The following is a 24,001-nucleotide window of genomic DNA, read 5'->3' on the forward strand; positions in this document are numbered from 1 at the left end:
TGGCGTGGCCCTTCGGGTCGCTGGCGCGGCCCTCTGGGTCCGTCCGATGCGCTAGAGGCGCTTCTTCTCGATCTTCGGCAGGAAATAGGCCAGGAGGCCGATGGCCGGCAGGAACGAGCAGACCCGGTAGACGGTCTCGATGCTCGTCGCATCGGCCAGCTGCCCCAGGAGCGCGGCGCCGAGGCCCGCCATGCCGAAGGACAGGCCGAAGAAGAGGCCCGCGATGGTGCCGACGCGTCCGGGCACGAGCTCCGTCGCGTAGACGAGGATCGACGAGAAGGCCGAGGCCAGAACGAGCCCGATGGTGACGCTCAGGACCGCCGTCCAGAACAGGTTGGCGTAGGGCATGGCGAGGGTGAACGGCAGGACGCCGAGGATCGAGCCCCAGATCACGTAGCGGCGCCCGATCCTGTCGCCGACGGCGCCGCCGAGAACCGTCCCGACGGCGAGCGAGCCGAGGAAGACGAAGAGATAGATCTGCGCGTCCTGGACGGAGACCTGGAACTTGGAGATCAGGTAGAAGGTGAAATAGTTGGTGAGGCTCGCGACGTAGAAATCCTTCGAGAAGACCAGCAGGATCAGGATCGCCAGCGAGACGGCGATGCGCCGCCGCGAGACGAGCGATCCCGCCTCGGCCGCCCGGGGCCTGGCGCGCATGTCGGCGAGCTTCGCCTGATACCACCGCCCGATGGCGAACAGGATCACCATGGCGAGGAGCGCCACGACGGAGAACCACGCGATGCTCGGCTGCCCGAACGGGACGACGATGAAGGCGGCAAGCAGCGGCCCGAGCGCCGTTCCGGCATTGCCGCCGACCTGGAACACCGATTGCGCCAGTCCATGCCGCCCGCCGGACGCGAGCCGGGCCACGCGGGAGGATTCCGGGTGGAAGACCGAGGAGCCCATGCCCACGAGGGCGGCGGCCAGCAGCAGGACCGGATAGGAGCCCGCCCGCGAGAGCGTCAGCAGGCCGATCAGGGTGAAGCCCATCCCCAGGACGAGGGAGAACGGCTGCGGCCGGCGATCCGTGAAATTGCCCACGAGGGGCTGGAGCAGCGACGCCGTGAGCTGGAATGTGAGCGTCAGAAGCCCGATCTGCCCGAAGTCGAGATGAAAGCTGCTTTTCAGGATCGGGTAGATCGCCGGCAGCAGCGACTGGATCAGATCGTTCAGCATGTGCGAGACGCTGATCGCCGCCAGGATCGGAACGGCGACGCGCTCCACGGGCACGGGCCGGGGCGCGGCAGACAGGGCAGACGTCTGGTTGGTCATCGTTGTTCTTCGTGATGCTGCCAAGCTTGCGGCGAAGCTCGGCCTTGAGGCGTTTCCAGGGTCTGCTATAGACGAGATCGCATTCCCGATCTCCCTCTCATGCTGCAGGTCAGGGTTACGACCCCGGTAGGGCAAGTTTCCTCCTGAACCGACCCGATCGGCCCACCGCACAACCATGTTGCTGACAAGCCACAACTTTTTCCCATTTGGCCCCTAAGCCCCGGCCCAAGGCATTCGCCCGGGCACGGGCCAAATTCATAAGCAACAAGGGGTCTTTCATGTCGCAAGCCACGTCCTACGAGCAATTGATGCTCGAACTGGTGAACCGGGAACGGGCGAAGACGGGGGCACAGCCGCTCGCGTTCAACGGCGATCTCAACGAATCGGCCGATGCGCACACCAGTTGGATGATCGCCACCGACACGTTCTCCCATACCGGATCGGGCGGCTCGACCCCGACCCAGCGCATGACCCAGGCGGGCTACGCCTTCACCGGATCCTGGGCGTCCGCGGAGAACATCGCCTGGGCCAGCATCCGGGCTCCCGAAGGTCTTCAGGACGAGGTGGAGCTGTTGCACACGAACCTGATGAACAGCCCGGGGCACAAGGCCAACATCCTCAACGGGACGTTTCGCGAGATCGGCATCGGCTTCGACACGGGCCCGTACCAGTCATGGAACGGAGCCTTCGTGACCGAGAACTTCTCCCTGTCCGGCCCGTCCGTGTTCGTCACCGGCGTCAGCTTCGACGACCGCGACGGCGACCGCTTCTACGACGTCGGCGAAGGTCTCGGCGGGCTCACGGTGACCGCTGTCGGCGCAGGCGGCGCCCATTACAGCACCACCACGGGAAGCGCCGGCGGCTACGGCCTGGCGCTTGCGGCCGGCACGTACGAAGTCACCTTCTCGGGCGGCGGCTTCGCCCCCGTGACCCGGCAGGTGACCATCGGCGCCTCGAACGTGAAGCTCGATCTCATGGATCCGGCGACGGGCACGACGGGCACGACGCCCACGCCCTCCTCGACCACGATCAGCGGCACCTCGGGCAACAACACCCTGAAGGGCACGGCCGCGGCCGACACCATCCTGGGCGACGGCGGCAATGACAAGATCTCCGGCGGCGGCGGCAACGACAAGCTCTATGGCGGGATCGGGAACGATGCGCTCACGGGCAATGCCGGCAACGACCGTCTCTATGGCGAGGGCGGCAGGGACACCCTGAACGGCAGCAGCGGCAACGACATCCTCAAAGGCGGCGCCGAGGCGGACACGTTCCGATTCTCGGGCCAGTGGGGCAAGGACAAGATCGTCGATTTCCAGGACGGCCACGACCACATCGACCTGCGCGGCAACGATCTGAGCTTCCGGGACCTCGCCATCAGCCGCTTCAACGCCGACAGCGACGGCAGGGCCGACGACGTGGTGATCAAGGCCGACGGCCAGTCGATCACCCTGCTCAACGTGAAGCTCGCGCTGATCGGCGCGTCCGACTTCCTGTTCTGAGCGGGAGCCATTCCATCGACGGCGGGCTTTGGAGCCCGCCTCAGGGACCGTCCGACGCCTCGACCATGGCCTGGCGCCGTTGCCGGTAGGTGCCGGTGGTCTGCGGCTTGATGAAGAGCATCGTGATCTCCGGATGGAGGGCTTTGATCCTGGCCTCCAGGCGAGTGACGCATGTCTCGATGTCGGCCGTCGAGAGGGCGTCGACGAAATCCGCGCTCAGGGCGGCGACCACCTGCTGCGGGCCGAGATGCACGGTGATCACGCCGTTGGCCTGCTCGACGGCCGGATCGGCCTGAGCGGCCGCGAGGATCGATCGCTGCACGTCGGCATGCGCCGGCTCGCCGAGCAGCAGACCCTTCGTTTCCCGTGCCAGCATCAGGGCGGTCAGGGCCAGAACGAGGCCGATGCCGATCGACGCGAGACCGTCCAGCTCGGGCCTCTCGAGGGCATGCGCGGCGAAGATGCCCGCGAAGGCGATGACGAGGCCAATGAGGGCCGCGCTGTCCTCGAACAGCACCGTGAAGGTCGTCGGGTCCTTGCTCTCCCTGACCGCCTGAAGATAGCCGAGCGATCCCTTCGCCCGCCGGAACTCCCTCATCGCCACCCACCAGGATCCGCTCTCGAACGCGAAGGAGAGGGCCAGCACCACGTAGTTGGCGGTCGGATTCTCGAGCGGCGAAGGATCGCGCATATGGCGCACGCCCTCATAGAGGGACACGCCCGCGCCGAGAGCGAAGACGAGCAGCGCGACGATGAAGGTCCAGAAATAGATCTCGCGGCCGTACCCGAAGGGATGGGCCAGATCGGGCGGCCGGGAGGCGCGCCGCAGACCGTGGAGCAGCAGCAGCTCGTTGCCCGTATCGACCAGGGAATGCACGCCCTCGCTGAGCATGGCGGAGCTTCCCGTCCAAGCCGCCGCGGCGAACTTGGTGACGGCGATCAGCAGATTGCCGGCCAGCGCCGCATAGACGACTTTCTTGGAGGAGTGCTGGGACGCCATGCTGCCGATGCTCCGATGGGAGCAGAACGACGGAGCATGGCTTCTGTTTCACGGGACGGGAAGCCGGCCGGAGCGGCTTGCTCCGGCCGGCCGCGCATCCTCACTCGGCGGCGACGAGCACCGCCTCGCGGGCCGGCACGGGCGTCTCGACGGCACCGTCGTAGACGGCCTGGTCGAGAACGCGCTCCTCCTTGGCGACGATCACCGGCACGAGGATCTGGCCCGTCACGTTGGTCATCGTGCGCATCATGTCGACCACGCGGTCGATGGCGATGATGTAGCCGATGCCTTCCAGCGGAAGGCCTGCCGTGCTCAGGGTCAGGGTGAGCATGACGATGGAGGTGCCGGGCACGCCCGCGGTGCCGAGCGAGCCCAGAACCGCCGTCAGGCCGATGAGCACGTACTGGGTCAGCGACAGATCGAGGCCGAAATACTGCGCGATGAAGATCGACGCGATGGCCGGGTAGATCGCCCCGCAGCCGTCCATCTTCACGTTGGCGCCGAGCGGCACGGCGAAGCTCGCATAGCTTTGCGGCACGCCGAGCTTCTCGACGGCGACGCGCAGGGACATGGGCAGGGTCGCAAGGCTCGACGAGGTGGCGAAGGCCATCTGCATGGCGGGCGCCGCGCCGCGGAAGAAGCGCCCGGCCTTCAGGCCGTGCAGCTTCAGGAGGCCGCCATAGACCACGAGGATGTGGAACAGGCAGGCGAGGTACATGGCGGCGATGAACTTGCCGAGCGGCAGGAGCGAGGCGAGGCCGTAGCGCCCGACCACCCAGGCGATCAGGCCGAAGGTGCCGATGGGCGTGAGCTGCAGCACCCAGCGCGTGATGCGGAACACCAGCGTGGCGCCCTGATCGACCAGATTGCGGATGCCGGCGGTCTTCTCGCCGAGCGACACGAGCGCTGCCCCGACGATGCCGGCGAAGAACAACACCTGCAGGACGTTGGTATCCGCCATGGCCTTGATCGGGTTCGTCGGCACGATGCCGATCAGCACCTCGAGCGGGGTCGGGATCGTGCGCGGCTTCACCTCGCCGAGGGGCAGGTTGGACAGGCCGAGACCGGGATCGATGAGGTGGCCGAACGCGATGCCCACCAGGACGGCGATCGCCGAGGTGGCGATGAACCAGAACAGGGTGCGAAGCCCCAGGCGCGCCACGTTGCCCGCCTCGGCGAGCTTCGCCACACTGGACGTGATGGTGAAGAACACGAGCGGGATCACGATCATCCGCACGAGGTTCAGATAGAGATCCCCGAGGGGCTTGAACCAGACGGCGGCCTGCTCGCCCGCCAGCACGCCGGCGAGAATGCCGAGGGCGAAGCCCACGGCGACCCGCTGCCAGAGCGGGCGCGTAAACCACGATTTCAACATGTGGATTGCCTTGTATTTACGAATGCGAATGCAAATAAGCCGTTGCCGAAGAAAGCACAAATGCCCCGCGCGCAGGTCTGGGAGCGGAATGCCGCATGGAAGGCTGGCGCTCACGATGGCGTGTGAGCCGGTTGCCCCACGGGAACGGCTTTCCATCTCGGGTCTCATCCGACGGCAAACCCATCTCAGACGGATTCATGCGCATCCTCTCACGCTTCGCCCGACAGACCGCCGCCCTGACACTGGTCGCCCTGCTGACCGGCACCGTCAGCGCGACGGCCCAGCCGACCTCCCCGCTTCCGGCGGACCCCGAACGGCTGATCGCGGGAACGGTCGGGCGAGCCGCCGAGCTTCCGAACCTGCGCACCCTGATCGTGTCCCGCAACGGCAGCATTATCGCCGAGCGGGCCTTCGGGGGCGCGCGGCTCGACCGCCCCACCAACATCAAGTCCGCATCGAAGACCGTCCTATCGGCCCTCGTCGGCATCGCCATCGAGCGCGGCGTCCTGCAGGGCGTCGAGCAGCCGGTGGCATCGATCCTGGGCGCGAGCATTCCCCCCGATGCAGATCCCCGGATCCGGCAGGTCACCATCGGCCATCTGTTGTCCATGCAGGCCGGGCTGGAGCGGACCTCGGGCCGCCATTACGGGGCCTGGATCGGCAGCGGCAACTGGGTCCGCTACGCTCTCTCGCGCCCCTTCGTGGACGAGCCCGGCGGACGCATGCTCTATTCCACCGGCAGCACGCATCTCCTCTCGGCGGCACTGACACGCGCCTCCAAGCGCAGCACACTGGATCTGGCCCGCGACTGGCTCGGCGAGCCGCTCGACATCACCGTCGCGCCCTGGACCCGCGATCCGCAGGGCATCTATCTCGGCGGCAACGAGATGGCGCTCTCGCCGCGCGCGCTCCTGCGCTTCGGCGAGATGTACCGGCAAGGTGGAACGGTCGACGGCCGGCGCGTCGTGTCGGAGAACTGGATCCGTGAGTCGTGGACGCCGCGCACCTCCTCGCCCTTCACCGGGGATGCCTACGGGTACGGCTGGTTCATGCGCGACATGTACGGGCACAGGGCCCATTACGCCTGGGGGTTCGGCGGACAGATGCTCTACGTCGTTCCAAGCCTGGGCCTGACCGTCGTCATCACGTCGGATTCCACCGAGCCGTCGCGGGAGGACGACTATATCGGGCAGCTGCACGCCCTCGTGGCCGACGGCATCGTGCAGGCCTTCCTGCCGACGCCCGGCGACACGACCGGCAGCATAGGCGCGAACGAGCCGGGGCCGGAGAAGCCGCTCTAGAGCATCGGACCCAAAAGTGGACTTGCACTTTTGGGTCCGATGCTTGAGACGTCCGTCTTCGACCGTGAGCCCTTGGATGTCACGGCCGGGCTCGTCCCGGCCATCCCGATTGCTGAGAGCGCGGCGCTTCTCTGTGTCGGGATCACCGGCACGAGGCCGGTGATGACGTGGTGTAGGTGTGAGGCGGTGCGAACACCCTCTCACGTCATGGCACCCTCCGCCCTTCCTGCCACCCTCCGCCCGTCATGGCCGGCCTTGTGCCGGCCATCCCGATCGGTTTGAGCGCAACGCTCTTCGGATCGAGATCACCGGCACGAGGCCGATGATGACGTCGAGGATCTCACCGACGCGATCAGGATGAGGTCCCGCTTGGCGCGACAGCCTTCGAACGGGCCGGGCGTGCTCTCGCCGGTTTCGCCCTATTCAACGCGACGGCCGCGCGAACGAGTGCCTTCAGGGCCTCCTCGTCGATCCTGTCGCCCTCACGGAGATCGATGGCGCGCCGGGTGTTGCCCTCGAGGCTGGCGTTGAAGAGGCCCGACGGATCCGCGAGCGAGGCGCCCTTGGCGAAGGTCATCTTCACGATGCCTTTGTAGGTCTCGCCCGTGCAGATGATCCCGCCCTGCGACCAGACCGGGACGCCCCGCCACTTCACCTCCTCGACCACGTCGGGAACGGCCTGCCGGATCAGCATCCGGACTCGGGCGAGCGTGGCGCCGCGCCAATCGCCCAGTTCCGCGATCCTGGCATCGATCAGCCGGGACGCGGAGGCCCCTCCGTTCGCGTCCTGCGCATCCCTCGTCATCGTCGTCATGGTTGCTCTCGCTCGTCAGGGGAAGGCGGCCCTCCGGGTGCAGCCCTGGGAGGCGAGCCTAGTCGAGCAGAAGCTTGAGCACCAGAGGCAGGAGCAGCGCCGTCACGAGAGCGTTGAGTCCCATGGCGATGCCCGCAAAGGTGCCGGCCAGCGAATGGACCTGGAACGCCCGCGCCGTGCCGATGCCGTGCGAGGCGAGCCCGACCGCGAAGCCGCGGGCGCGCCAGTCCTTCATGCGCAGGGCGTTCATCAGCGGCGTGACCATGATCGACCCGACGACGCCGGTGAGCATGATCAGGATGGCGGTGAGCGCCGTATCGCCGCCCAGAGCCTCCGTGATACCCATGCCCACGGGAGCAGTGACCGATTTCGGCGCCAGCGAGATGAGGATCGGGGTCGGCATGCCGAACAGTTTCGCGACGCTCACGGCCGACACGATCGCCGTCACGGAACCGACGACCAGCGCCACCACCATGGGCACGATGGCGCGCAGGACCACGCGCCTGTTCTCGTAGAGCGGAACGGCCAGCGCGACGGTCGCCGGCCCAAGCAGGAAGTGGACGAATTTCGCGCCCTCGAAATAGACCGGATACGACGTGCGGGTCGCCCACAGCACGAGCCCGACCGCGACGACCGAGATCAGCACCGGATTGCACAGGGGATGCCGCCGGAAGGCCTGCGAGACCCGGTCGGCGACCACGTAGGCTCCGAGCGTCACCACGAGCCAGAGCAGCGGCGTCTGCGAGAGGTAGACCCAGAGGAAAAAGGCCTGGTCGCTCATGGCTTCTCCCCTGCCGTCGGATCGTCCGCCGCTTCCATGGTCGAACCGCTCAGGCGCGATACGCCCACGAAGGTCACCACCGTCACGACGAGGGTCACGAAGGTCGAGACCACCAGCGCCACGATGAGCCCGACGCCGTATTCCGCCAGCACGTCGAGCCTCTGCACGACGCCGACGCTCGCCGGAATGAACAGGAGCGAGAGATGGGCGAGCAGGCCCCTGCCGGTCGAATCGAGGGCGCGGCCGAATTCCGGCACCCGCCTTCGGATCCGGTCGCGCAGCATCAGGAAGGCCAGCAGGAACAGCATGCCGAGCACCGGTCCGGGCACCGGCCACCCAAACCCGCGCGCGACCACCTCGCCGAGGAGCTGGCACAGGAGAATGATGGTGAGGCTGATGATCATGACGATCGGTAATGAACGAAAAAGGCGGGCCTGACGCCCGCCTTCTCAATGTGCTCAGTTGTCCAGGAAGCTCCGGAGCTTGCGGCTCCGCGAGGGGTGCTTGAGCTTGCGCAGAGCCTTCGCCTCGATCTGACGGATGCGCTCGCGGGTCACCGAGAACTGCTGGCCGACCTCCTCGAGGGTATGGTCGGTGTTCATGCCGATGCCGAAGCGCATGCGCAGCACGCGCTCCTCGCGCGGGGTGAGCGAGGCGAGGACGCGGGTCGTGGTCTCGCGCAGGTTCGACTGGATCGCCGCGTCGATGGGCAGGATCGCGTTCTTGTCCTCGATGAAGTCCCCGAGGTGCGAATCCTCCTCGTCGCCGATCGGCGTTTCGAGGGAGATCGGCTCCTTGGCGATCTTGAGGACCTTGCGGACCTTCTCGAGCGGCATGGCGAGCTTCTCGGCCAGCTCCTCCGGGGTCGGCTCGCGGCCGATCTCGTGCAGCATCTGGCGCGAGGTGCGCACGATCTTGTTGATCGTCTCGATCATGTGCACCGGGATGCGGATCGTGCGGGCCTGGTCGGCGATCGACCGGGTGATCGCCTGCCGGATCCACCAGGTGGCGTAGGTCGAGAACTTGTAGCCGCGCCGATACTCGAACTTGTCGACCGCCTTCATGAGGCCGATATTGCCCTCCTGGATCAGGTCCAGGAACTGCAGGCCGCGGTTCGTGTACTTCTTGGCGATGGAGATCACGAGGCGCAGGTTGGCCTCGATCATCTCCTTCTTGGCCTGACGGGCCTCGCGCTCGCCCTTCTGCACCATCATGACGATGCGGCGGAACTCCTGGATCTCCAGGCCGGTCTCGCTGGCGAGGTTGTGGATGTTCTCGCGCAGGTCGTGGATGCCGTCCTTCGCCTTGGCGACGAAGTCCTTCCAGCCCCGGCCGCCGAGCTTGGAGACCCGCAGCACCCATTTCGGATCGAGTTCCCAGCCCTGGTAGTGCTTGAGGAACTCCTCACGGGCGACGCCGTGGCTCTCGGCCAGGCGCATCAGGCGGCCCTCATGGGAGATGAGGCGCTTGTTGATGTCGTAGAGCTGCTCGACCAGAGCCTCGATGCGGTTGTTGTTCAGCGACAGGGACTTCACCGCCGCCACGATGTCCGCCTTGAGCTCCTTGTACTTGCGCTCCTGGGCCGGGGTCAGCTGCTTGTTCTGCATGCGCTGTTCCACATGCTCGACCTGCAGGCGGCGCAGCTTCTTGTAGTTGTCGGCGATGGAATCGAAGGTCTCGAGGACGCGCGGCTTCAGCTCGGCCTCCATGGCCGAGAGCGACACGTTGTTCTCCATGTCGTCGTCGTCGAGCTCGCCCTCGGGCGGGGTCATGCCCTCCTCGGTCTCAGCGGCCTCTTCCTCGCCCTCACCCTCGCCCAGGGCATCCACCTTGGGCGCGCCCTTGCCGTCCGGGCCGGCATAGGTGGCCTCGAGATCGATGATGTCGCGCAGGAGCACCCGGCCCTCGACGAGCTCGTCGCGCCAGATGATGATGGCCTGGAAGGTCAGCGGGCTCTCGCAGAGCCCGGCGATCATGGCCTCGCGGCCGGCCTCGATGCGCTTGGCGATGGCGATCTCGCCCTCGCGGGAGAGAAGCTCGACCGAGCCCATCTCGCGCAGGTACATGCGCACCGGATCGTCCGTGCGGTCGGTCGGCTCCTTGGTCGTCTCGCGCACCGCGACGGCGCGGGTCTGGGACGCCTCCACGAGGTCGCCGCCGTCCGCCTCTTCCTCGTCGGCCTCCGGCTGGGCGTTCTCGTCGGTCTCTTCGGACTCGACCACGTTGATGCCCATCTCGGAGAGCTGGCCGAGAACGTCCTCGATCTGCTCCGAGGAGAACTCCTCCGGAGGCAGAACCTCGTTCAATTCGTCATACGTGACGTACCCGCGCTTCTTCGCGAGCTTGATCATCCGCTTGACGGCGGCATCGCTCAGGTCGAGCAGCGGTCCATCGGTCTGCTGCTCGGTCGTCGTCGTATCGCCTTCGTCGCCGCCGGTTGTCTTCGTCGCCATGCTTTGCTCAACTCCAGCGCCCGCCTATCCCCCCTACAGGACCTGCGATGCGCGAATGGGTGGCCGAGGCCCGAGGCTCCGCCACCTGAAATTCATTCCAATCCATAAACAGTCAATCGCTTGACTAACCGTTAACCATCCCCCGTCCGGAGTGCCGCAGCCGCCACGCCTGCCGCCCTCCCGTCGTGCGAGACATCAGTGGCCCCCGGGGAGCCCTCCGCTGTCGATGTCGGCCTCGGCACCCTCGACGGAGGACAGCTGGTTCTGGACCTCCCGCAGCCAGGCGAGATTGGCCTCGTTGTCCTCTTCGGCAAGGGCGCGCTCGGCAGCCCGAAGTTCGCTATGTAACGTGCGTGCGCGGCGATGCAAGGTGATGGCTTGCCTCAATGCGTCCTCAAGCCGCAAGGGATCCGCATGTGGATCCAGCATCCACCGGTCGCCGGGACGGACCAGAGCCGTCAGCCTGTCTGCCGCCTGCGCCAGTCCGGCCCGTTCCAGACGGGCCTTCATGACGGTGGGGTCGGCAGGTTCGCCGCTCGCCGCTCCATCGAGCAGGAGACTGCGCACCATTTGGGTTGCCCGGCTCTCAAGTTCAAGATCTGCAAGGGTTTCTACGTGATTTTGAACGAGTTCCGGGTGGACCAGGAAGGTGCAGAGGATCATGGCCTCCCGCGGGCTCTCGGCCGCGCCGCCGGCGAAAAGCGGGCTCCGGGCGAGGAGCGGCGACACGCTCAGCCGGGAGCTCGGCGTCATGGGCTGGGGCTTCTGGAAGTCCCGCCGCCCGCCCCCACCCTGGCGGTTGAAACGGCCCGGCCGGGGATCGGGATTCAGGCCCGCGAGACGGCTCTGGATCTCCTCCCGGTAGTATTTCTTGAGCGTTTCGTCGCGAATCAGGGCGAGTGATTCGCGCAGGCGCCTCTCCAGGGCGGCCCGTCGCTCGGGGGTGTCGAGCGGCCCGGCCTCCAGCTCCCGGGTCCAGAGCACGTCCACCAGGGGCCGGGCCGACGCGAGCACCCGCTCCACGGCGGCGCTTCCGCCGGCGCGGGCGAGATCGTCCGGGTCCTGCCCCTCGGGCAGCATGGCAAAGCGCAGGGACTTGCCGGGCATCAGGTTGGGCAGGGCCACGTCGAGCGCCCGGTAGGCGGCCCGCTGCCCGGCCTTGTCGCCGTCGAAGCACAGGATCGGCTCCTCGGCGAGGCGCCAGAGCAGGGTGAGCTGGTCCTCGGTCAGGGCGGTGCCGAGCGGCGCGACCGCATGGGGGAATCCCGCCACGGTGAGCGAGATCACGTCCACGTAGCCCTCCACGGCGATCACGGTGCCGCGGTCATGGGCGGCCGGGCGGGCGAGATGGTAGTTGTAGAGGAGCCGGCCCTTGTTGAAGAGCGGCGTGTCGGGGGAATTGAGGTACTTGGCCGGCACATCGGCGCTCATGGCCCGGCCGCCGAAAGCGATGACCCGGCCGCGCATGTCGCAGATCGGGAACATGACCCGGTCGCGGAACCGGTCGGCCGGGATCTTACCCTCCTCGCCCGCATGGACGAGCCCCGCCTCCACCATCATCTCGACGGGCACCCCCTTGCCGGCGAGGTGATCGCGCAGGGCATAGCGTTCGGACGGCGCGTAGCCGATGCGGAAGCGGGCCTGGGCCTCCCGTCCCAGGGCCCGGCCGGCAAGATAGTCCCGCGCCTTGGCGCCGGAGCGCTCCTGGAGCGAGGACTCGAAGAACTCGGCCGCCAGCTCCATGACGTCGTGGAGGTTCTTGCGCTTGACCTCCTCCTGCCGGTCCTCGCGGGAGAGCTTGGGCAGGGGCACCCCGGCCTCCCCGGCCAGCCGTTCCACGGCCTCGGGGAAGGACAGTCCCTCGGTCTCCATGAGAAAGGTGAAGATGTCCCCGTGCTTGCCGGACGAGAAGCAATGGTAGAACTGCTTCTGATCGTTCACGTAGAAGCTCGGCGTCTTCTCGGCATTGAAGGGCGACAGACCCTTCCACTCCCGCCCGGCCTTCTTCAGGCGCACGCGCTTGCCCACGACCGCCGAGGTCGGCAGCCGGGCGCGGATCTCTTCCAGGACTTGGGGCGGGTAGCGCACGAGGCGGTTTTCTCCAAACCTGCTCCATAAACTAGAGCGGTGGCGGCGAAGTTAATAACCCGAAAGCCACGCTTGTCTGTGCCCGCAATCCACAGGGCTGCCTTCGATGCCCCGTCGCGGAACCTGAGCCATGAGGAACCGGCGGAACCGAGGCGCGCGGCCGCGTTTGACACGATGGAAGCCTTGTCCTGGCAAAGGATCTGGCAGGTATCGGATGAATCCATGCCGTTCACTCAGAGCCCCATCGTCGAATGGCCGAACGAATTTCGGCATCTTCTGACGGACATTCAGATCGCGACCTGCGAGGAAGGCAGGCGCACGGGCCACGTCGACATCGACATCGACCCGGAAACCCTGTTCCTCCTCAACGACTTCGAGGCGCGGGTCCGCCACCGCCGGGTCCGGCTCCGATCGGACGATGGCGGGTGCCTCGTGGGCGAGATGAACACCCTCGTGGGCCTCGGGGCGGCGGCCGATCCGCGTCATCACGCCAGCCGGATCCGGATCAGCTTTCACGACCTCCTGGACGACGACTGCGTCGATCGCTTCCCGCATTGACGGGTTCATGCGAGCCTTGCGCCTGACGCCCTGACCCATCGTGCGGATCCGGCCAGGCGTTCCGCGGCTCCGGTCCAGGAGGCCTCATCGGCCGTCGAGAGCCCTGAGGATGTTTCGCCGGTGCGCCAGCCAGGCCTCGAGGGTCTCCTCGAAGGTCCGGAGCAGCCTCGCGGCCATGACCGTATCCTGACCGTTCCGGGCCATCGTCTCGACGCGTTTCGTCTGATCGGCCACCCGTCGCCTGCCCTCGACGATGTGCCGATCCGCCAGAACCAGGTGTTCCCGTTCCTGTTGCAGATTGGTCATGAGGCGCCTCCTCGACCCTGCAGGCGGGAGCACTCGTCTCTCTCGGCCACCAGCGCCTACGGGTTCGGATCGGCTGGTGATAGGTCGAGAATACACGTGCGCGGATGGCCCCGCCAGCCCATGTTCGAGGTCGGGATCACGGTCATCCGCGAGCCGAAGCACGCGCCGTGCGGCCTCGCGGCCGTGTTCGAGGACCTCCCTGGCAACCTGTCGGGCCTCGTTCCGTTCACGGACGGGCGATCCTGACGAGCGCGCCGTCTCAGGCCTGGGTGCGCTCAGGCGCTGAGACGGCTCGCGCCTTTGCGCTTGGCCCGCTTCTCGCGCTCGGCCTTCGTCTTCTCCAGAGCCGCATGGCTCTGCTTGGCCATCTGCTCGCATTGCTCGTGGAGAGCCTCGAGCTCCCGATCGGTCAGCTTCTCGATCCCCATGAACGCGTCGTCCGCATTGGATGTCCGGATCAGCTCGTCGAGCTTGGTCTGGAGGGCGGCGCCGTCGCGGTTCTGCGTGTTCTGGATCAGGAAGACCATCAGAAAGGTCACGATGGTGGTCCCCGTGTTGATCACGAGCTGCCAGTCCTCCGAGAAGCCGAAGAAGGGACCGGAGAACGCCCAGGCCAACACGATGAGGACGCAGATCAGGAAGGCCGTCGGGCTTCCCGCGACGCGGGCCGTGGCATTGGCGAACCTGGCGAAGACTTTGTCCATGGCGCGTCCGGCAAGGTTTGTAGAAGAACAACGGCCGCGCTGGCTTTTCGTTCGATGACGGCGCCTGGGCGCCGTCAGCGGCTGGCCGTCGTCAGCGCCGCCCCGATGCCCACGAAGGTCGCTCCGGCCAGGCGGTTGAACCATCGCCCGTGCCGGGTCAGCCAGGGGGCGATCCGCTGCGCCATCACGGCGAGAAGAAGCTCGTAGACGATCTCGACGATCACGAACGTGCCGCCGAACAGGGCGAGCTGGACCGGGAAGGACACGCCCGGGACCATGAATTGCGGCAGGAACGCCGCGAAGAAGATCAGCGCCTTGGGGTTCGACACCGCCACGAGGAAACCCTGGTTGAACATCCAGAGCGGCCGCGCCCGGCGCGGCCCATCGTCCGGTCGCGCCACGTCGAGCACAGAGGCGGGCGAGCGCCCGATGCGCAGGCCGAGATAGACCAGATAGGCGGCGCCGATCCACTTGGCGATTGTGAAGGCCCGCTCCGATGCGGCGAGCAGCGCCCCCATGCCGGCGAGCGAGGCCGCGATCAGGACGAAGAACCCGAGCGCCCCGCCCAGCACCGTGCAGATTGTGGGCCGGAACCCGTAGCAGACGCCATGCGTCAGCGACAGCAGGCCGTTCGGGCCGGGGGTCAGCGAGAGGCCGATCGCGGCCATCAGGTAGATCAGCCAGAGTTCAAGGGTCATGGGGCACCGACGCTCGTTCGTGCGGCGCATCGCCGGATGCGGCCGCCGGGACCATGCTTAGCACGACGGACCGTCCAGGCCCGAGCAGAATGTTGCTTCGGGCCGACACCGCCCGTCATGGCCGGCTATCGCCCGGCCGTTCCGTCACTCTCCGCCCGTTCTCTCCCCCTCTCACGTCATCACCGGCCTTGTGCCGGTGATCCCGATCGGAAGGGCGCGGCGTTTCACCTTATCGGGATGGCCGGCACAGGGCCGGCCATGACGTGGAGGATATCGCTCTTCCTTGGCTCGCAGCCCCACGGCTGCGGGCCCACAGGTGCTGGCTCTTTGACATCGACACAGACCAGCACCCTCCCGTTGCAGCGTGACGCTGCCTGCCCGAACACCCGCCACGTCATGGCCGGGCCTGTCCCGGCCCTCCCGATCCGAAAGGCGCGGCGTTTCAAGCCATCGGGATCACCGGGACAAGCCCGGTGATGACGTGGAGAAGGTGGTCAGGGCCAGGGCCGACACCCTCCCACGTCATGGCCGGCCTTGTGCCGGCCATCCCGATCGGAAAAGCGCCGCGCCCCGCCATCCCGAGACGGCCGAGGGCAGCGCCTCACCCCTTCGGCAGCATGTCCTTCACGAGACCGCTCGCCTTGGCGAAGTCCATGCGGCCGGCGTATTTGGCGCGAAGGGCCGCCACGACCTTGCCCATGTCCTTCATGGAGGCGGCGCCGGTCTCGGCGATGGCGGCCTCGATGGCGCCCCGGGTCTCGGCCTCGTCCATCTGCCGGGGCAGATAGGACGAGATCACCGCGACCTCGTTCTTTTCCTGGTCGGCGAGCTCGGTGCGGCCGCCCTGCTCGTACATGGCGATCGATTCCTGGCGCTGCTTCACCATCTTCTGCAGGAGGGCCAGGATCTCCTCGTCGGACAGGGGGTCCTTGCCGTTGCCGCGAGCCTCGATGTCCTTGTCCTTGAGGGCCGCCTGGATCAGCCGGATGGCGCCGAGCCGGCCCTTGTCGCCGGCCTTCATGGCTTCCTTCATCTCGGCGGTGAATCGTTCGCGCAGCATGGAGTTCTCCTTGGTTATAAATCGCTTGAGCGTTGACGGAACGCGAACGGCCCCTTAAGTCTCGGGGGTAGTTCAAGGGCGGCCCGGGTACGGCCTGCTCAAGCACGGCCTGTTGGCCCCGGACTTACAAGAGATCATGACGATGCTGCAAGACAAAGACACCACCGGGGCTTCCTCGGGTGGCTGGGCCGAGCCGCGCGCGACTGCGGTTCTCGTACTCCAGGACGGAACCGTTCTCGAAGGCTTCGGCATCGGCGCCGTGGGCGAAGCGACCGGCGAGGTCTGCTTCAACACCGCCATGACCGGCTACCAGGAGATCCTGACGGACCCGTCCTATGCCGGCCAGATCATCACCTTCACGTTCCCGCATATCGGCAATGTGGGCACCAACGAGGAAGACATCGAGAGCGTCAACGCCGCCTCGTCCTCGGGGGTGCGCGGCGTGGTGCTGGCCGCGACCATCACGGAGCCGTCGAACTGGCGTGCCTCCCGCGACCTCGATGCCTGGCTGAAAGCCCGCAGCATCGTCGGCCTCTCGGGCATCGACACCCGGGCGCTCACCGCACTGATCCGCGACAAGGGCATGCCCAACGCGGTCATCGCCCATGATCCGGAGGGCCGGTTCGACCTCGATGCCCTGAAGGCCAGGGCCGCCGCCCTGCCCTCCATGGACGGCCAGGACCTGGTGCCCCTCGTGACCAGCGCCCAGCGCTATGACTGGGACGAGACCACCTGGACGCGCGGCGAAGGCTACGGCCACCAGAGCGGCGACCTGAGGCACCACGTGGTCGCCATCGACTACGGGGTGAAGCGGAACATCCTGCGCCTCCTCGCCCGCGCCGGCTGCAAGGTCACCGTGGTGCCCGCGACCGCCTCGGCCGAGGACGTGCTGGCCCTCAAGCCCGACGGCGTGTTCCTGTCCAACGGCCCCGGCGATCCGGCGGCCACCGGCGAATACGCCGTGCCGGTGATCCGCAAGGTGCTCGACGAGAAGATCCCGACCTTCGGCATCTGCCTCGGCCACCAGATGCTGAGCCTGGCCGTCGGCGCCAGGACCCAGAAGATGCACCAGGGCCATCACGGGGCGAACCATCCGGTGAAGGACAAGACCACCGGCAAGGTCGAGATCACCTCCATGAACCACGGCTTCGCGGTGGATCCGGCGACCCTGCCGCAGAACGCCGTGGAGACTCACGTGTCCCTGTTCGACGGCTCCAATTGCGGCATCTCGCTCACCGACCGCCCCGCCTTCTCGGTTCAGTACCACCCGGAGGCCTCGCCGGGCCCGCAGGACAGCCACTACCTGTTCGACCGCTTCGTCGAGCTGATGGACCGGAAGAAGGCCCAGACCTGACGCGATCGTGAAGGCTGGCGCCGCGACAAACGCGTCGGTTGCGCCAGCCGCCCAAATCACGGTAACGGATCATTAACCATAACGACAAAATGATTCCGGGCCTTGTTTTGGGGGTGTTTCCATGGATTTCGATGACGATTCCGGCGAATTCAGCCGGCTGCACAACCTCTTCACGTTCCACCTCGGCATCGCCGTCACGCTCGCCTGGCTGACGTCGCTCTACGCTGCGCTCTACGCGCCCTGGGTGCGCAACATCCGTCCGCTGATCGATCCCGCCAACGTGGGCCCGGTCGAAAGCACCTGGTCGTATCTGTTCATTTTCCCCGTGGTGCTCACGACCGCCTGGCTGATCTCGATCTTCGGCCACAACCTCTTCGCCCAGTTCCGCATCTTCAAGAACCAGATCGTCGAGTTCGCCATCGCGGCCGCCGTCGCCTTCGGGATGTTCTACCTGTCCATCGACCGCGCCGTCGCGGCCATGCTCATCGGCATGTGAGACCCGACGGGGTTTTGCACGGCCTCGCTCGATCTTTCGCCTGAACCGCGCGTTCCCTCCCGGATTTGAAGGGAGAGAAGCATGGCTCAGGCGAAAGGCTACGGCGATCCGCAGGGTTACAACACGCCGCTCGGCACGGAGACCTACGTGTTCCGCAGCAACGGCATCGTCCCGAACTCGTCCCTGCCGCTGATCGTCCGGCGCGGGGCGATTTCCCCCTCCGAACACGACGCCGTCAGGACCTTCAAGACGACCTTCGCCAAGAACGGCTGGACCAACGCCTGGCTCGACGGCATCCACGATTACCACCACTACCACCCGAACACCCACGAGGTGCTGGGGATCGTGTCCGGCTCGGCCCAGGTCCGCTTCGGCGGCGAGGACGGCGATCTCGTGGTCGTCAGCGCCGGCGACGTGGTGGTCATCCCGGCGGGCGTCGCCCATGCCCGCATCAACGCCAGCGACGACTTTTCCGTCGTCGGCGCCTATCCGGGCGGCGTCGATTACGACACCGTCCGGGACGATCCCCAGGCCCTCGCGGCGTCTCAGCAGCGCATCGCCCAGGTGCCCCTGCCGGATTCCGACCCGGTCGACGGCTCCGACGGACCGCTCGTGAAGCTGTGGACCTGAACGCGATAAGGCCCCCTGCCCCGGAAGGCAGGAGGCCCTTGCCCCTACGGCTTATCGTTATGATCTAGAGCATCGGACGGAAAAGTGGATCCGGTTTTCCGTTCCGACCGATGCTCTCACTCAAGAAGAAAGCATCGGATGGATCCCAAAAGTGCAACTCCACTTTTGGGTCCGATGCTTTAGACCGACAGCGTGACCTGCACGTTGCCGCGGATCGCGTGCGAATACGGGCAGACCCCATCGGCTTTGTGCACTAGGTCGGTCGCCTGCTCCCGGGTCAGACCGGGAAGGTTGGCCTTCAGTTCGACCACCAGCCCGAAGCCTGCCCCGTCGTCACGCTTGCCGATCCCGACCTTGGCCTCGATCGACGCGTCGGCCGGAAGCGCGACCTTGTCCTGCGCGGCGACGAATTTCAGCGCGCCGAGGAAGCAGGCCGAGTAGCCGGCCGCGAAAAGCTGCTCCGGGTTGGTCCCCTCGCCGCCCCCGCCGCCGAGTTCCTTCGGGGTGGAGAGGCGAACCTCCAGCCGTCCGTCGTCGGATGCGGCAACGCCTTCGCGGCCGCCGCGGGCTGAGGCATGGGCAGTGTAGAGAGGGGTCATCGGAAAGCTCCTTGAGGCGTCGGGCCGGACAGCCCGACCGATCAACTGTGCGCTCACAATCTAATCGCGCACAATCTAAATCCACCTATACGGCCGAAATGAATTGTGCGCAACCTATTTTTTTCATAGGATGCCCGAAACGGAGGCGACGATGACGAAGAAGCCCGAAATGCTGGCGCTCGACAATCAGCTGTGCTTCGCCTTCTATTCCGTCTCGCATGCCTTCAGCCGCGCCTACCGGCCGTTCCTCGACCCGCTCGGGCTGACCTATCCGCAATACGTGGTCCTCCTGGTCCTGTGGGAGCAGGATGATCTCACCGTCAAGGAGATCGGCGACCGGCTGTTCCTCGATTCCGGCACCCTGACGCCCCTGCTGAAGCGTCTCGAAGCCGCCGGCCACATCCGCCGCACGCGCGACAGGAAGGACGAGCGGCAGGTCAGGGTCCTTCTGACCGAGACGGGCCGCACCATGCGGGACAAAGCGGAAGAGATCCCCAGGCAGGTCGGCTGCGTGCTCGGCTTATCCTTCGATGAGGTCCGCGCCTTCACCCAGGAGGTTGCGAAACTGCGCGGCAGGCTTCATGACTCGGCGGCAGTTTCGGCGAAGTCCTGAGCCGACGGGGAGATGGCTGTCTTGATGAACTGGCGCGACTACTGGAACCAGGACACGCCGATCTATGCGAGCGAGCGGCACAAGCTCCTGCATTACCGCCTGATCGCCAACGACATCATCGGCCTCATCCCGTCCTCTGACGCCATCGCGCTCGACTACGGCTGCGGCGAGGCGCTGTTCGCCGACAAGGTCGCGGCCCGATGCGGACGCCTTTATCTCAGCGATGCCGCACCGCTCGTCCGGGAGCGCCTGAACGGGCGCTTTCGCGACAACGGGCGGATCACCGTTCTGTCGACGGACGACGTGGCCGATCTTCCGGACGCTTCGCTCGACCTGATCGTGGTGAATTCGCTCGTTCAGTATCTCTCCCTCGACGAGTTCCGGAGCCTCCTGAGGCTCCTGCACAGGAAGCTGAGATCCGACGGCAGGCTGGTTCTGGGCGATGTCATCCCGCCCGACATCAGCCCGCTGACCGATGCGAAAGCGCTCCTCGCCTTCGCGTGGCGGGGCGGTTTCCTGCGGTCGGCGGTGGCGAGCCTCACCCGCACTGCCTTCTCGGAATACCGCACGATCCGTGAGGAGGTCGGCTTGGCGCAGTACAGCGACGAGGAGATCATCGATCTCCTGGAGGACGCAGAATTCTCAGCCGAGCGTGCTGCGCGGAACCTCGGGCACAACCAGGCGCGCATGACCTATCTGGCAAGGCCTGTTCAGGCGCGCGAGACGGACGATCCCGCCGAGCGCTGATCGCTCGCCAGCGACAGGCCGAACACCCCGAGCCCGGCGACAGCCAGGACCGCGCCGACCCAGCCGGTCGAGGCGAACCCGTAGCCGGCGGCGATCGCAAGACCGCCGAGCCAGGCGCCGAGCGCGTTGGCGATGTTGAAGGCCGAGTGGTTGAGGGCCGCCGCCAGGGTCTGGGCATCCGCCGCCACGTCCATCAAACGGGTCTGCAGAGCGGGCCCGATCGCTACGCTGCAGCCGACCAGGAAGACGCAGGCCGAGAGCAGGTAAGGGTTCTCGGCCGTGAGCCAGAGCACGGTCATCACCACGGCGCTGGAGACGAGCACGCCGCCGATGGTCCCCATCAGGTTCCGGTCGGCGAACCAGGCCCCCACGAGATTGCCGACGATCATGCCCGAGCCGAACAGGGCCATCATCACGGGAACGGCGCTCTCCGGCATGCCTGCGACCTCCGTGGCCGTCGAGGCGATATAGGAGAAGACGGAGAAGAGACCGCCGAAGCCCACGGCGCCGATGCCCAGCGTGAACCAGACCTGCTTGCGCCGGAAGGCCCCGAGTTCCCGCATCGGGCTCGCGCCCTCCTGGACCTTGTCCTTCGGCAGGAAGAGCCAGATCAGCAGCACGGTCAGCGCCCCCATGAAGCCCACCGCCCCGAAAGCGATCCGCCAGGTCAGGATCTGCCCGAACCAGGTGGCGACCGGCGTGCCGAGCAGGGTCGCGACCGTAAGCCCCATCATGACGCGGGCCACCGCCTGGGTGCGCTTGTTCGGCGGAACCAGGGAGGCGGCCACGAGGGCGGCCACGCCGAAATAGGCGCCGTGGGGCAGACCCGTGAGAAAGCGCAGGAAAACGAAGGATTCGAAGCTCGGCGCTATGGCACTGACGGCATTGCCGACGGCGAAGATGGCCATCAGCAGAAGGAGCAGCGTCTGGCGCGCCAGCTTTGCCGCCATCACGGCGATGATGGGCGCTCCCACCACGACCCCGAGCGCATAGGCGCTGATCGCGTAGCCGGCCTCAGGGGTCGTGACGTTGAATTCCTGGGCGACGTTGGGCAGCAATCCCATGATCGCGAACTCGCCCGTTCCGATGCCGAAGCTCCCGACCGCGAGCGCCAGTTCGATCAGCCCAACGGCCAGGCGGGAGCGCGGGACAGAAGGAGCGTCATTCGTCGGCATGGCGCCGGCGTTCTCAACAACGGCCATGTCGGACATGGAGCCCCCAAGCTGCTCGAGTCATCAATTGGTTTGGAAATGCCGAGACAGCCGCCGGCACGTCAGCGCACCTTCATATTGCGGCGCAACAGGATTCGGGGAGAGGCCAGGACGCAGGTCAGGGATGCGCTGCGGGATGATCGGGTTCGGGAACCTGGAACAAGCACCGGGTCACGGCCTTATTAGCAGACCCGAACCGCAAGGCAGCCTCATGACCGTCGCCTCACCGGACAGACCTGCTGGATCGAAGCAACGGGACAGCTTCAACCCCGCCGAAAAGACCCCGGACCTGTCGCCCAAGGAAAGGAAGACCATCGAGGCCCAAAGCCGGCCGAATGCGGCGCTCATCCACGAGACGATCCGGGCCGAGGGCGAAAGCGAACTCGACCGAACCGCATCGGCCCTCCTCCTCTCCGGATTGGCCGCCGGCCTGTCCATGGGGTTCTCCCTGACGGTGGAGGGGTTGCTGCATGCCCATCTGCCGGACGCATCCTGGAAATCCCTGGTCAGCAGCTTCGGCTACACGATCGGCTTCCTGATCGTCGTGCTCGGCCGGCAGCAGCTCTTCACCGAAAATACCCTCACGCCCATCCTGCCCCTCCTGCACAACCGGGACGGACGCACGCTCCTGCGGGTCGTCAAGTTGTGGGCGATCGTTTTGGCGGCCAACATCGTGGCGACCTGGATCTTCGCGGCTGTCATTGCGCATACCTCCCTGTTCGCGCCCGAGGTGAAGCACGCTTTCGGCGAAATCAGCCACAAGGTGGTCGCCTCGCCCTTCGGAACCACCGTGCTGAAGGCCATCTTCGCCGGATGGCTCATCGCCCTGATGGTCTGGCTACTGCCGGGAGCCGATTCCGCACGCCTCCTCGTGATCCTCATCATCACCTACGTGGTGGCCATCGGGGGCTTCTCGCACCTGATCGCGGGCTCGGTCGACGGGTTCTACCTGGTGGAAACGGGTCAGGCCACCTGGGCGGACTACGTGCTGCGCTTCTTCCTGCCGACCCTCATCGGCAATGTCCTGGGCGGCGTGACCCTCGTGGCCGCGCTCAATTTCGGGCAGGTCGTTCCGGAACTCCGATAGCGCGTCGTGCGGACCCAGCGGGCCGCGTCAGCGAAAAGTGGACCCACTTTTGGATCCGATGCTCTAGCGGCCGCCGCTCAGGCGAATGTCCACTTTTTGTGCGCCATGAAGCTCCAGAGCATCACGACGCCCGTGGTGATGACCTGCGACGGGAGATAGGGTCCGTCGAGCCACACCGTGAAGGCGTGCATGAGGAACCAGGTCACGAGAAATCCCACGAAGGCCACCAGGGCGAAGCGCCACGTGGCTTCGCGGTGGGGACGCTCGCTCTCATAGGTGTGCTTGCGGTTGAGCAGGTAGGACACGAGCCCCCCGGCCACATAGCCGGCGAGCGTCGCCGGCACGGGATGAAGGCTTCCGCCTTCGACCAGGGCGATGAGGACGCCGTAATGGGCCACGGCAGCCGCGAGGCCCACTCCGAAGAAAGCGGTGAATTGACGGATCAGGCGCTGAAGGGGACGAGAGGTGGTCACGCCCTCTCGATAGCTGCTTCCCACGAGCCCGTCACCTCATCCCCTGCAGAAGTCCGGCAATCCTGCGGGACAGAAAGCGCGGGGCGAACTTCGCCCCGATGGCCCCGACCCGGTTCCGGGCCCCGGCGGCGACGATCGCCCGCCTGGCCTCGTAGCCGTCCACCCCGATGCGGGCGACATCGGCCGAGGACATGACCCCGGAGCGGAAGAGCCGCGAATCCTTCAGGCCCGCCGTGTCGGAGAACTCACTCTCGGTCGGCCCCGGACAGAGGGCCGTGACGGTCACTCCGTGAGGTCTCGCCTCGTCGTGCAGCGCCTCGGACAGGGACAGGACAAAGGCTTTCGTCGCGTAATAGACCGCCATCTAGGGCCCGGCCTGGAAGGCCGCGAGGGACGCGACGTTCAGGATCCCTCCCCGCCTGCGCTCGATCATCCCGGGAAGCATCAGGCGGCTGAGAGAGGTCAGCGCCATCACGTTGAGGTCGATCATGGCGAGTTGCCTCTCGTGCGGCAGGGAGGCGAAATACCCCCGCAACCCGAACCCGGCATTGTTGACCAGGGTATGAACGGCGATTCCACGCTCCAGGAGCATGTCATGGAGATCCCGCGGCGCCTCCCGGTCCTCGAGGTCGATCGCCAGGCTCTCGACCGGCACGTCATGATTCCGCCGGATCTCCGCGCCCAACGCCACCAGGCGCTCGTGCCGCCGGGCCGCCAGGACCAGGGGATATCCCCTCTCGGCGAAGACGCGGGCCAGCTCCGCGCCGATCCCGCTGGATGCTCCCGTGATCAGCGTCCAGCGCGGCTCTTCCATCGTGGCCATCTTTTCCCAGCTCCCCCTTGCGGCGGCGTCCGGCCGACCATACCGCATGGGCATTG

Annotated in this window: 25 protein-coding genes and 1 pseudogene; 10 read left to right on the forward strand and 16 right to left on the reverse strand. The window is 66.6% G+C overall.

What is annotated here, in order from left to right; genetic code table 11:
• Positions 1 to 51 precede the first annotated feature (51 nt).
• A complete protein-coding gene (locus tag OCW50_RS04920) occupies positions 52 to 1,272 on the reverse strand; it encodes an MFS transporter (protein WP_262269621.1) in 1,221 nt (406 codons plus the stop codon).
• A gap of 278 nt (positions 1,273 to 1,550) precedes the next feature.
• On the opposite strand from OCW50_RS04920, the gene OCW50_RS33175 reads away from it, so the two are divergent.
• Positions 1,551 to 2,774: a CAP domain-containing protein gene (locus OCW50_RS33175; protein ID WP_315974396.1), complete on the forward strand. Its 1,224-nt coding sequence runs from the start codon at positions 1,551 to 1,553 to the stop codon at positions 2,772 to 2,774.
• 40 nt (positions 2,775 to 2,814) lie between these two features.
• Here the strand turns inward: OCW50_RS33175 and OCW50_RS04935 are convergent, their stop codons facing one another.
• Together OCW50_RS04935 and OCW50_RS04940 are read right to left on the reverse strand one after the other, a co-directional pair.
• A complete protein-coding gene (locus OCW50_RS04935; protein ID WP_262269622.1) occupies positions 2,815 to 3,774 on the reverse strand; it encodes a cation diffusion facilitator family transporter in 960 nt (319 codons plus the stop codon).
• A gap of 100 nt (positions 3,775 to 3,874) precedes the next feature.
• Positions 3,875 to 5,149 (reverse strand): dicarboxylate/amino acid:cation symporter, encoded by a 1,275-nt coding sequence (locus OCW50_RS04940; protein ID WP_262269623.1) that lies wholly within the window; start codon positions 5,147 to 5,149, stop codon positions 3,875 to 3,877.
• A gap of 197 nt (positions 5,150 to 5,346) precedes the next feature.
• On the opposite strand from OCW50_RS04940, the gene OCW50_RS04945 reads away from it, so the two are divergent.
• A complete protein-coding gene (locus OCW50_RS04945) occupies positions 5,347 to 6,450 on the forward strand; it encodes a serine hydrolase domain-containing protein (RefSeq protein WP_262296637.1) in 1,104 nt (367 codons plus the stop codon).
• A gap of 352 nt (positions 6,451 to 6,802) precedes the next feature.
• Here OCW50_RS04945 and OCW50_RS04950 read toward each other — a convergent pair whose 3' ends face one another.
• The 5 genes from OCW50_RS04950 to dnaG form a co-directional block, all read right to left on the reverse strand.
• Positions 6,803 to 7,264 (reverse strand): DUF1801 domain-containing protein, encoded by a 462-nt coding sequence (locus OCW50_RS04950; protein WP_262269624.1) that lies wholly within the window; start codon positions 7,262 to 7,264, stop codon positions 6,803 to 6,805.
• Positions 7,265 to 7,322: 58 nt separating this feature from the next.
• Entirely contained in the window at positions 7,323 to 8,045 is a 723-nt protein-coding gene (locus OCW50_RS04955; RefSeq protein WP_262296638.1) for an LrgB family protein, read from the reverse strand.
• Positions 8,042 to 8,449 (reverse strand): CidA/LrgA family protein, encoded by a 408-nt coding sequence (locus tag OCW50_RS04960; protein WP_262296639.1) that lies wholly within the window; start codon positions 8,447 to 8,449, stop codon positions 8,042 to 8,044. The genes OCW50_RS04955 and OCW50_RS04960 overlap by 4 nt, the downstream gene beginning before the upstream one ends.
• Positions 8,450 to 8,503: 54 nt before the next feature.
• Positions 8,504 to 10,498, reverse strand: coding sequence for an RNA polymerase sigma factor RpoD (gene rpoD, locus OCW50_RS04965; protein ID WP_262296640.1), 1,995 nt, complete (start codon positions 10,496 to 10,498; stop codon positions 8,504 to 8,506).
• Between the two features lie 195 nt (positions 10,499 to 10,693).
• Positions 10,694 to 12,586: a DNA primase gene (dnaG, locus tag OCW50_RS04970; protein WP_262296641.1), complete on the reverse strand. Its 1,893-nt coding sequence runs from the start codon at positions 12,584 to 12,586 to the stop codon at positions 10,694 to 10,696.
• 222 nt (positions 12,587 to 12,808) lie between these two features.
• On the opposite strand from dnaG, the gene OCW50_RS04975 reads away from it, so the two are divergent.
• Positions 12,809 to 13,144, forward strand: coding sequence for a hypothetical protein (locus OCW50_RS04975; RefSeq protein WP_262273637.1), 336 nt, complete (start codon positions 12,809 to 12,811; stop codon positions 13,142 to 13,144).
• Between the two features lie 84 nt (positions 13,145 to 13,228).
• Here OCW50_RS04975 and OCW50_RS04980 read toward each other — a convergent pair whose 3' ends face one another.
• Positions 13,229 to 13,450, reverse strand: coding sequence for a hypothetical protein (locus OCW50_RS04980; RefSeq protein WP_262296642.1), 222 nt, complete (start codon positions 13,448 to 13,450; stop codon positions 13,229 to 13,231).
• 96 nt (positions 13,451 to 13,546) lie between these two features.
• Between OCW50_RS04980 and OCW50_RS04985 the strand changes: the two genes are divergently transcribed.
• Positions 13,547 to 13,696 carry a VOC family protein gene (locus OCW50_RS04985; protein WP_262273639.1) on the forward strand — a complete coding sequence of 50 codons (150 nt, stop codon included), beginning with the start codon at positions 13,547 to 13,549 and terminating at the stop codon, positions 13,694 to 13,696.
• A gap of 29 nt (positions 13,697 to 13,725) precedes the next feature.
• Here OCW50_RS04985 and OCW50_RS04990 read toward each other — a convergent pair whose 3' ends face one another.
• The 3 genes from OCW50_RS04990 to OCW50_RS05000 form a co-directional block, all read right to left on the reverse strand.
• Positions 13,726 to 14,154: a low affinity iron permease family protein gene (locus tag OCW50_RS04990; protein ID WP_262273640.1), complete on the reverse strand. Its 429-nt coding sequence runs from the start codon at positions 14,152 to 14,154 to the stop codon at positions 13,726 to 13,728.
• Between the two features lie 74 nt (positions 14,155 to 14,228).
• On the reverse strand, positions 14,229 to 14,852 hold the full coding sequence (locus OCW50_RS04995; RefSeq protein WP_262296643.1) for a LysE family translocator: 624 nt from the start codon (positions 14,850 to 14,852) through the stop codon (positions 14,229 to 14,231).
• A gap of 601 nt (positions 14,853 to 15,453) precedes the next feature.
• Positions 15,454 to 15,912, reverse strand: coding sequence for a GatB/YqeY domain-containing protein (locus tag OCW50_RS05000; protein WP_262296644.1), 459 nt, complete (start codon positions 15,910 to 15,912; stop codon positions 15,454 to 15,456).
• Positions 15,913 to 16,054: 142 nt separating this feature from the next.
• Here OCW50_RS05000 and carA point away from each other — a divergent pair, with 142 nt between their 5' ends.
• The 3 genes from carA to OCW50_RS05015 all read left to right on the forward strand — a co-directional run bounded on the left by carA (position 16,055) and on the right by OCW50_RS05015 (position 18,392).
• The gene (gene carA / locus OCW50_RS05005; RefSeq protein ID WP_262296645.1) at positions 16,055 to 17,266 is read left to right on the forward strand and encodes a glutamine-hydrolyzing carbamoyl-phosphate synthase small subunit; all 1,212 of its coding nucleotides are present in this window, start codon (positions 16,055 to 16,057) and stop codon (positions 17,264 to 17,266) included.
• A gap of 121 nt (positions 17,267 to 17,387) precedes the next feature.
• Entirely contained in the window at positions 17,388 to 17,762 is a 375-nt protein-coding gene (locus tag OCW50_RS05010) for a hypothetical protein (protein WP_262273644.1), read from the forward strand.
• A gap of 81 nt (positions 17,763 to 17,843) precedes the next feature.
• Entirely contained in the window at positions 17,844 to 18,392 is a 549-nt protein-coding gene (locus OCW50_RS05015; RefSeq protein WP_262296646.1) for a cupin domain-containing protein, read from the forward strand.
• Positions 18,393 to 18,571: 179 nt separating this feature from the next.
• Here the strand turns inward: OCW50_RS05015 and OCW50_RS05020 are convergent, their stop codons facing one another.
• The gene (locus OCW50_RS05020) at positions 18,572 to 18,991 is read right to left on the reverse strand and encodes an organic hydroperoxide resistance protein (protein WP_262296647.1); all 420 of its coding nucleotides are present in this window, start codon (positions 18,989 to 18,991) and stop codon (positions 18,572 to 18,574) included.
• A gap of 151 nt (positions 18,992 to 19,142) precedes the next feature.
• Here OCW50_RS05020 and OCW50_RS05025 point away from each other — a divergent pair, with 151 nt between their 5' ends.
• Both OCW50_RS05025 and OCW50_RS05030 read left to right on the forward strand, forming a co-directional pair.
• Positions 19,143 to 19,604 (forward strand): MarR family winged helix-turn-helix transcriptional regulator, encoded by a 462-nt coding sequence (locus tag OCW50_RS05025; protein WP_262296648.1) that lies wholly within the window; start codon positions 19,143 to 19,145, stop codon positions 19,602 to 19,604.
• Between the two features lie 12 nt (positions 19,605 to 19,616).
• Positions 19,617 to 20,351 (forward strand): class I SAM-dependent methyltransferase, encoded by a 735-nt coding sequence (locus tag OCW50_RS05030; RefSeq protein ID WP_262296649.1) that lies wholly within the window; start codon positions 19,617 to 19,619, stop codon positions 20,349 to 20,351.
• Here the strand turns inward: OCW50_RS05030 and OCW50_RS05035 are convergent.
• Positions 20,315 to 21,562: an MFS transporter gene (locus OCW50_RS05035; protein ID WP_262296650.1), complete on the reverse strand. Its 1,248-nt coding sequence runs from the start codon at positions 21,560 to 21,562 to the stop codon at positions 20,315 to 20,317. The two genes, OCW50_RS05030 and OCW50_RS05035, sit on opposite strands and share 37 nt — an antisense overlap.
• Before the next feature lie 211 nt (positions 21,563 to 21,773).
• Here OCW50_RS05035 and OCW50_RS05040 point away from each other — a divergent pair, with 211 nt between their 5' ends.
• On the forward strand, positions 21,774 to 22,649 hold the full coding sequence (locus OCW50_RS05040; protein WP_262296651.1) for a formate/nitrite transporter family protein: 876 nt from the start codon (positions 21,774 to 21,776) through the stop codon (positions 22,647 to 22,649).
• A gap of 77 nt (positions 22,650 to 22,726) precedes the next feature.
• On the opposite strand, the gene OCW50_RS05045 is transcribed toward OCW50_RS05040, so the two are convergent.
• Positions 22,727 to 23,122: a GtrA family protein gene (locus tag OCW50_RS05045; protein ID WP_262273651.1), complete on the reverse strand. Its 396-nt coding sequence runs from the start codon at positions 23,120 to 23,122 to the stop codon at positions 22,727 to 22,729.
• Positions 23,123 to 23,153: 31 nt separating this feature from the next.
• Positions 23,154 to 23,999: pseudogene (locus OCW50_RS05050) on the reverse strand (SDR family NAD(P)-dependent oxidoreductase).
• Between the last annotated feature and the right edge of the window lie 2 nt (positions 24,000 to 24,001).

Source organism: Microvirga sesbaniae (assembly GCF_025460805.1).
In the GTDB taxonomy this organism is placed as follows: Bacteria; Pseudomonadota; Alphaproteobacteria; order Rhizobiales; family Beijerinckiaceae; genus Microvirga; species Microvirga sesbaniae.

Excerpts from the sequence above, each read along its gene's own strand:
- OCW50_RS04955 (WP_262296638.1), bottom strand. The coding sequence starts at position 8,045 with ATGAGCGACCAGGCCTTTTTCCTCTGGGTCTACCTCTCGCAGACGCCG.
- OCW50_RS04995 (WP_262296643.1), bottom strand. The coding sequence starts at position 14,852 with ATGACCCTTGAACTCTGGCTGATCTACCTGATGGCCGCGATCGGCCTC.
- OCW50_RS33175 (WP_315974396.1), top strand. The coding sequence starts at position 1,551 with ATGTCGCAAGCCACGTCCTACGAGCAATTGATGCTCGAACTGGTGAAC.
- OCW50_RS05025 (WP_262296648.1), top strand. The coding sequence starts at position 19,143 with ATGACGAAGAAGCCCGAAATGCTGGCGCTCGACAATCAGCTGTGCTTC.
- OCW50_RS05030 (WP_262296649.1), top strand. The coding sequence starts at position 19,617 with ATGGCTGTCTTGATGAACTGGCGCGACTACTGGAACCAGGACACGCCG.
- OCW50_RS04920 (WP_262269621.1), bottom strand. The coding sequence starts at position 1,272 with ATGACCAACCAGACGTCTGCCCTGTCTGCCGCGCCCCGGCCCGTGCCC.
- OCW50_RS05035 (WP_262296650.1), bottom strand. The coding sequence starts at position 21,562 with ATGTCCGACATGGCCGTTGTTGAGAACGCCGGCGCCATGCCGACGAAT.
- OCW50_RS05040 (WP_262296651.1), top strand. The coding sequence starts at position 21,774 with ATGACCGTCGCCTCACCGGACAGACCTGCTGGATCGAAGCAACGGGAC.
- OCW50_RS04935 (WP_262269622.1), bottom strand. The coding sequence starts at position 3,774 with ATGGCGTCCCAGCACTCCTCCAAGAAAGTCGTCTATGCGGCGCTGGCC.
- OCW50_RS04975 (WP_262273637.1), top strand. The coding sequence starts at position 12,809 with ATGCCGTTCACTCAGAGCCCCATCGTCGAATGGCCGAACGAATTTCGG.
- OCW50_RS04960 (WP_262296639.1), bottom strand. The coding sequence starts at position 8,449 with ATGATCATCAGCCTCACCATCATTCTCCTGTGCCAGCTCCTCGGCGAG.
- OCW50_RS04980 (WP_262296642.1), bottom strand. The coding sequence starts at position 13,450 with ATGACCAATCTGCAACAGGAACGGGAACACCTGGTTCTGGCGGATCGG.
- OCW50_RS05010 (WP_262273644.1), top strand. The coding sequence starts at position 17,388 with ATGGATTTCGATGACGATTCCGGCGAATTCAGCCGGCTGCACAACCTC.
- OCW50_RS04990 (WP_262273640.1), bottom strand. The coding sequence starts at position 14,154 with ATGGACAAAGTCTTCGCCAGGTTCGCCAATGCCACGGCCCGCGTCGCG.
- rpoD (WP_262296640.1), bottom strand. The coding sequence starts at position 10,498 with ATGGCGACGAAGACAACCGGCGGCGACGAAGGCGATACGACGACGACC.
- OCW50_RS05000 (WP_262296644.1), bottom strand. The coding sequence starts at position 15,912 with ATGCTGCGCGAACGATTCACCGCCGAGATGAAGGAAGCCATGAAGGCC.
- OCW50_RS04950 (WP_262269624.1), bottom strand. The coding sequence starts at position 7,264 with ATGACGACGATGACGAGGGATGCGCAGGACGCGAACGGAGGGGCCTCC.
- OCW50_RS05015 (WP_262296646.1), top strand. The coding sequence starts at position 17,844 with ATGGCTCAGGCGAAAGGCTACGGCGATCCGCAGGGTTACAACACGCCG.
- OCW50_RS04945 (WP_262296637.1), top strand. The coding sequence starts at position 5,347 with ATGCGCATCCTCTCACGCTTCGCCCGACAGACCGCCGCCCTGACACTG.
- OCW50_RS05020 (WP_262296647.1), bottom strand. The coding sequence starts at position 18,991 with ATGACCCCTCTCTACACTGCCCATGCCTCAGCCCGCGGCGGCCGCGAA.
- OCW50_RS04940 (WP_262269623.1), bottom strand. The coding sequence starts at position 5,149 with ATGTTGAAATCGTGGTTTACGCGCCCGCTCTGGCAGCGGGTCGCCGTG.
- carA (WP_262296645.1), top strand. The coding sequence starts at position 16,055 with ATGCTGCAAGACAAAGACACCACCGGGGCTTCCTCGGGTGGCTGGGCC.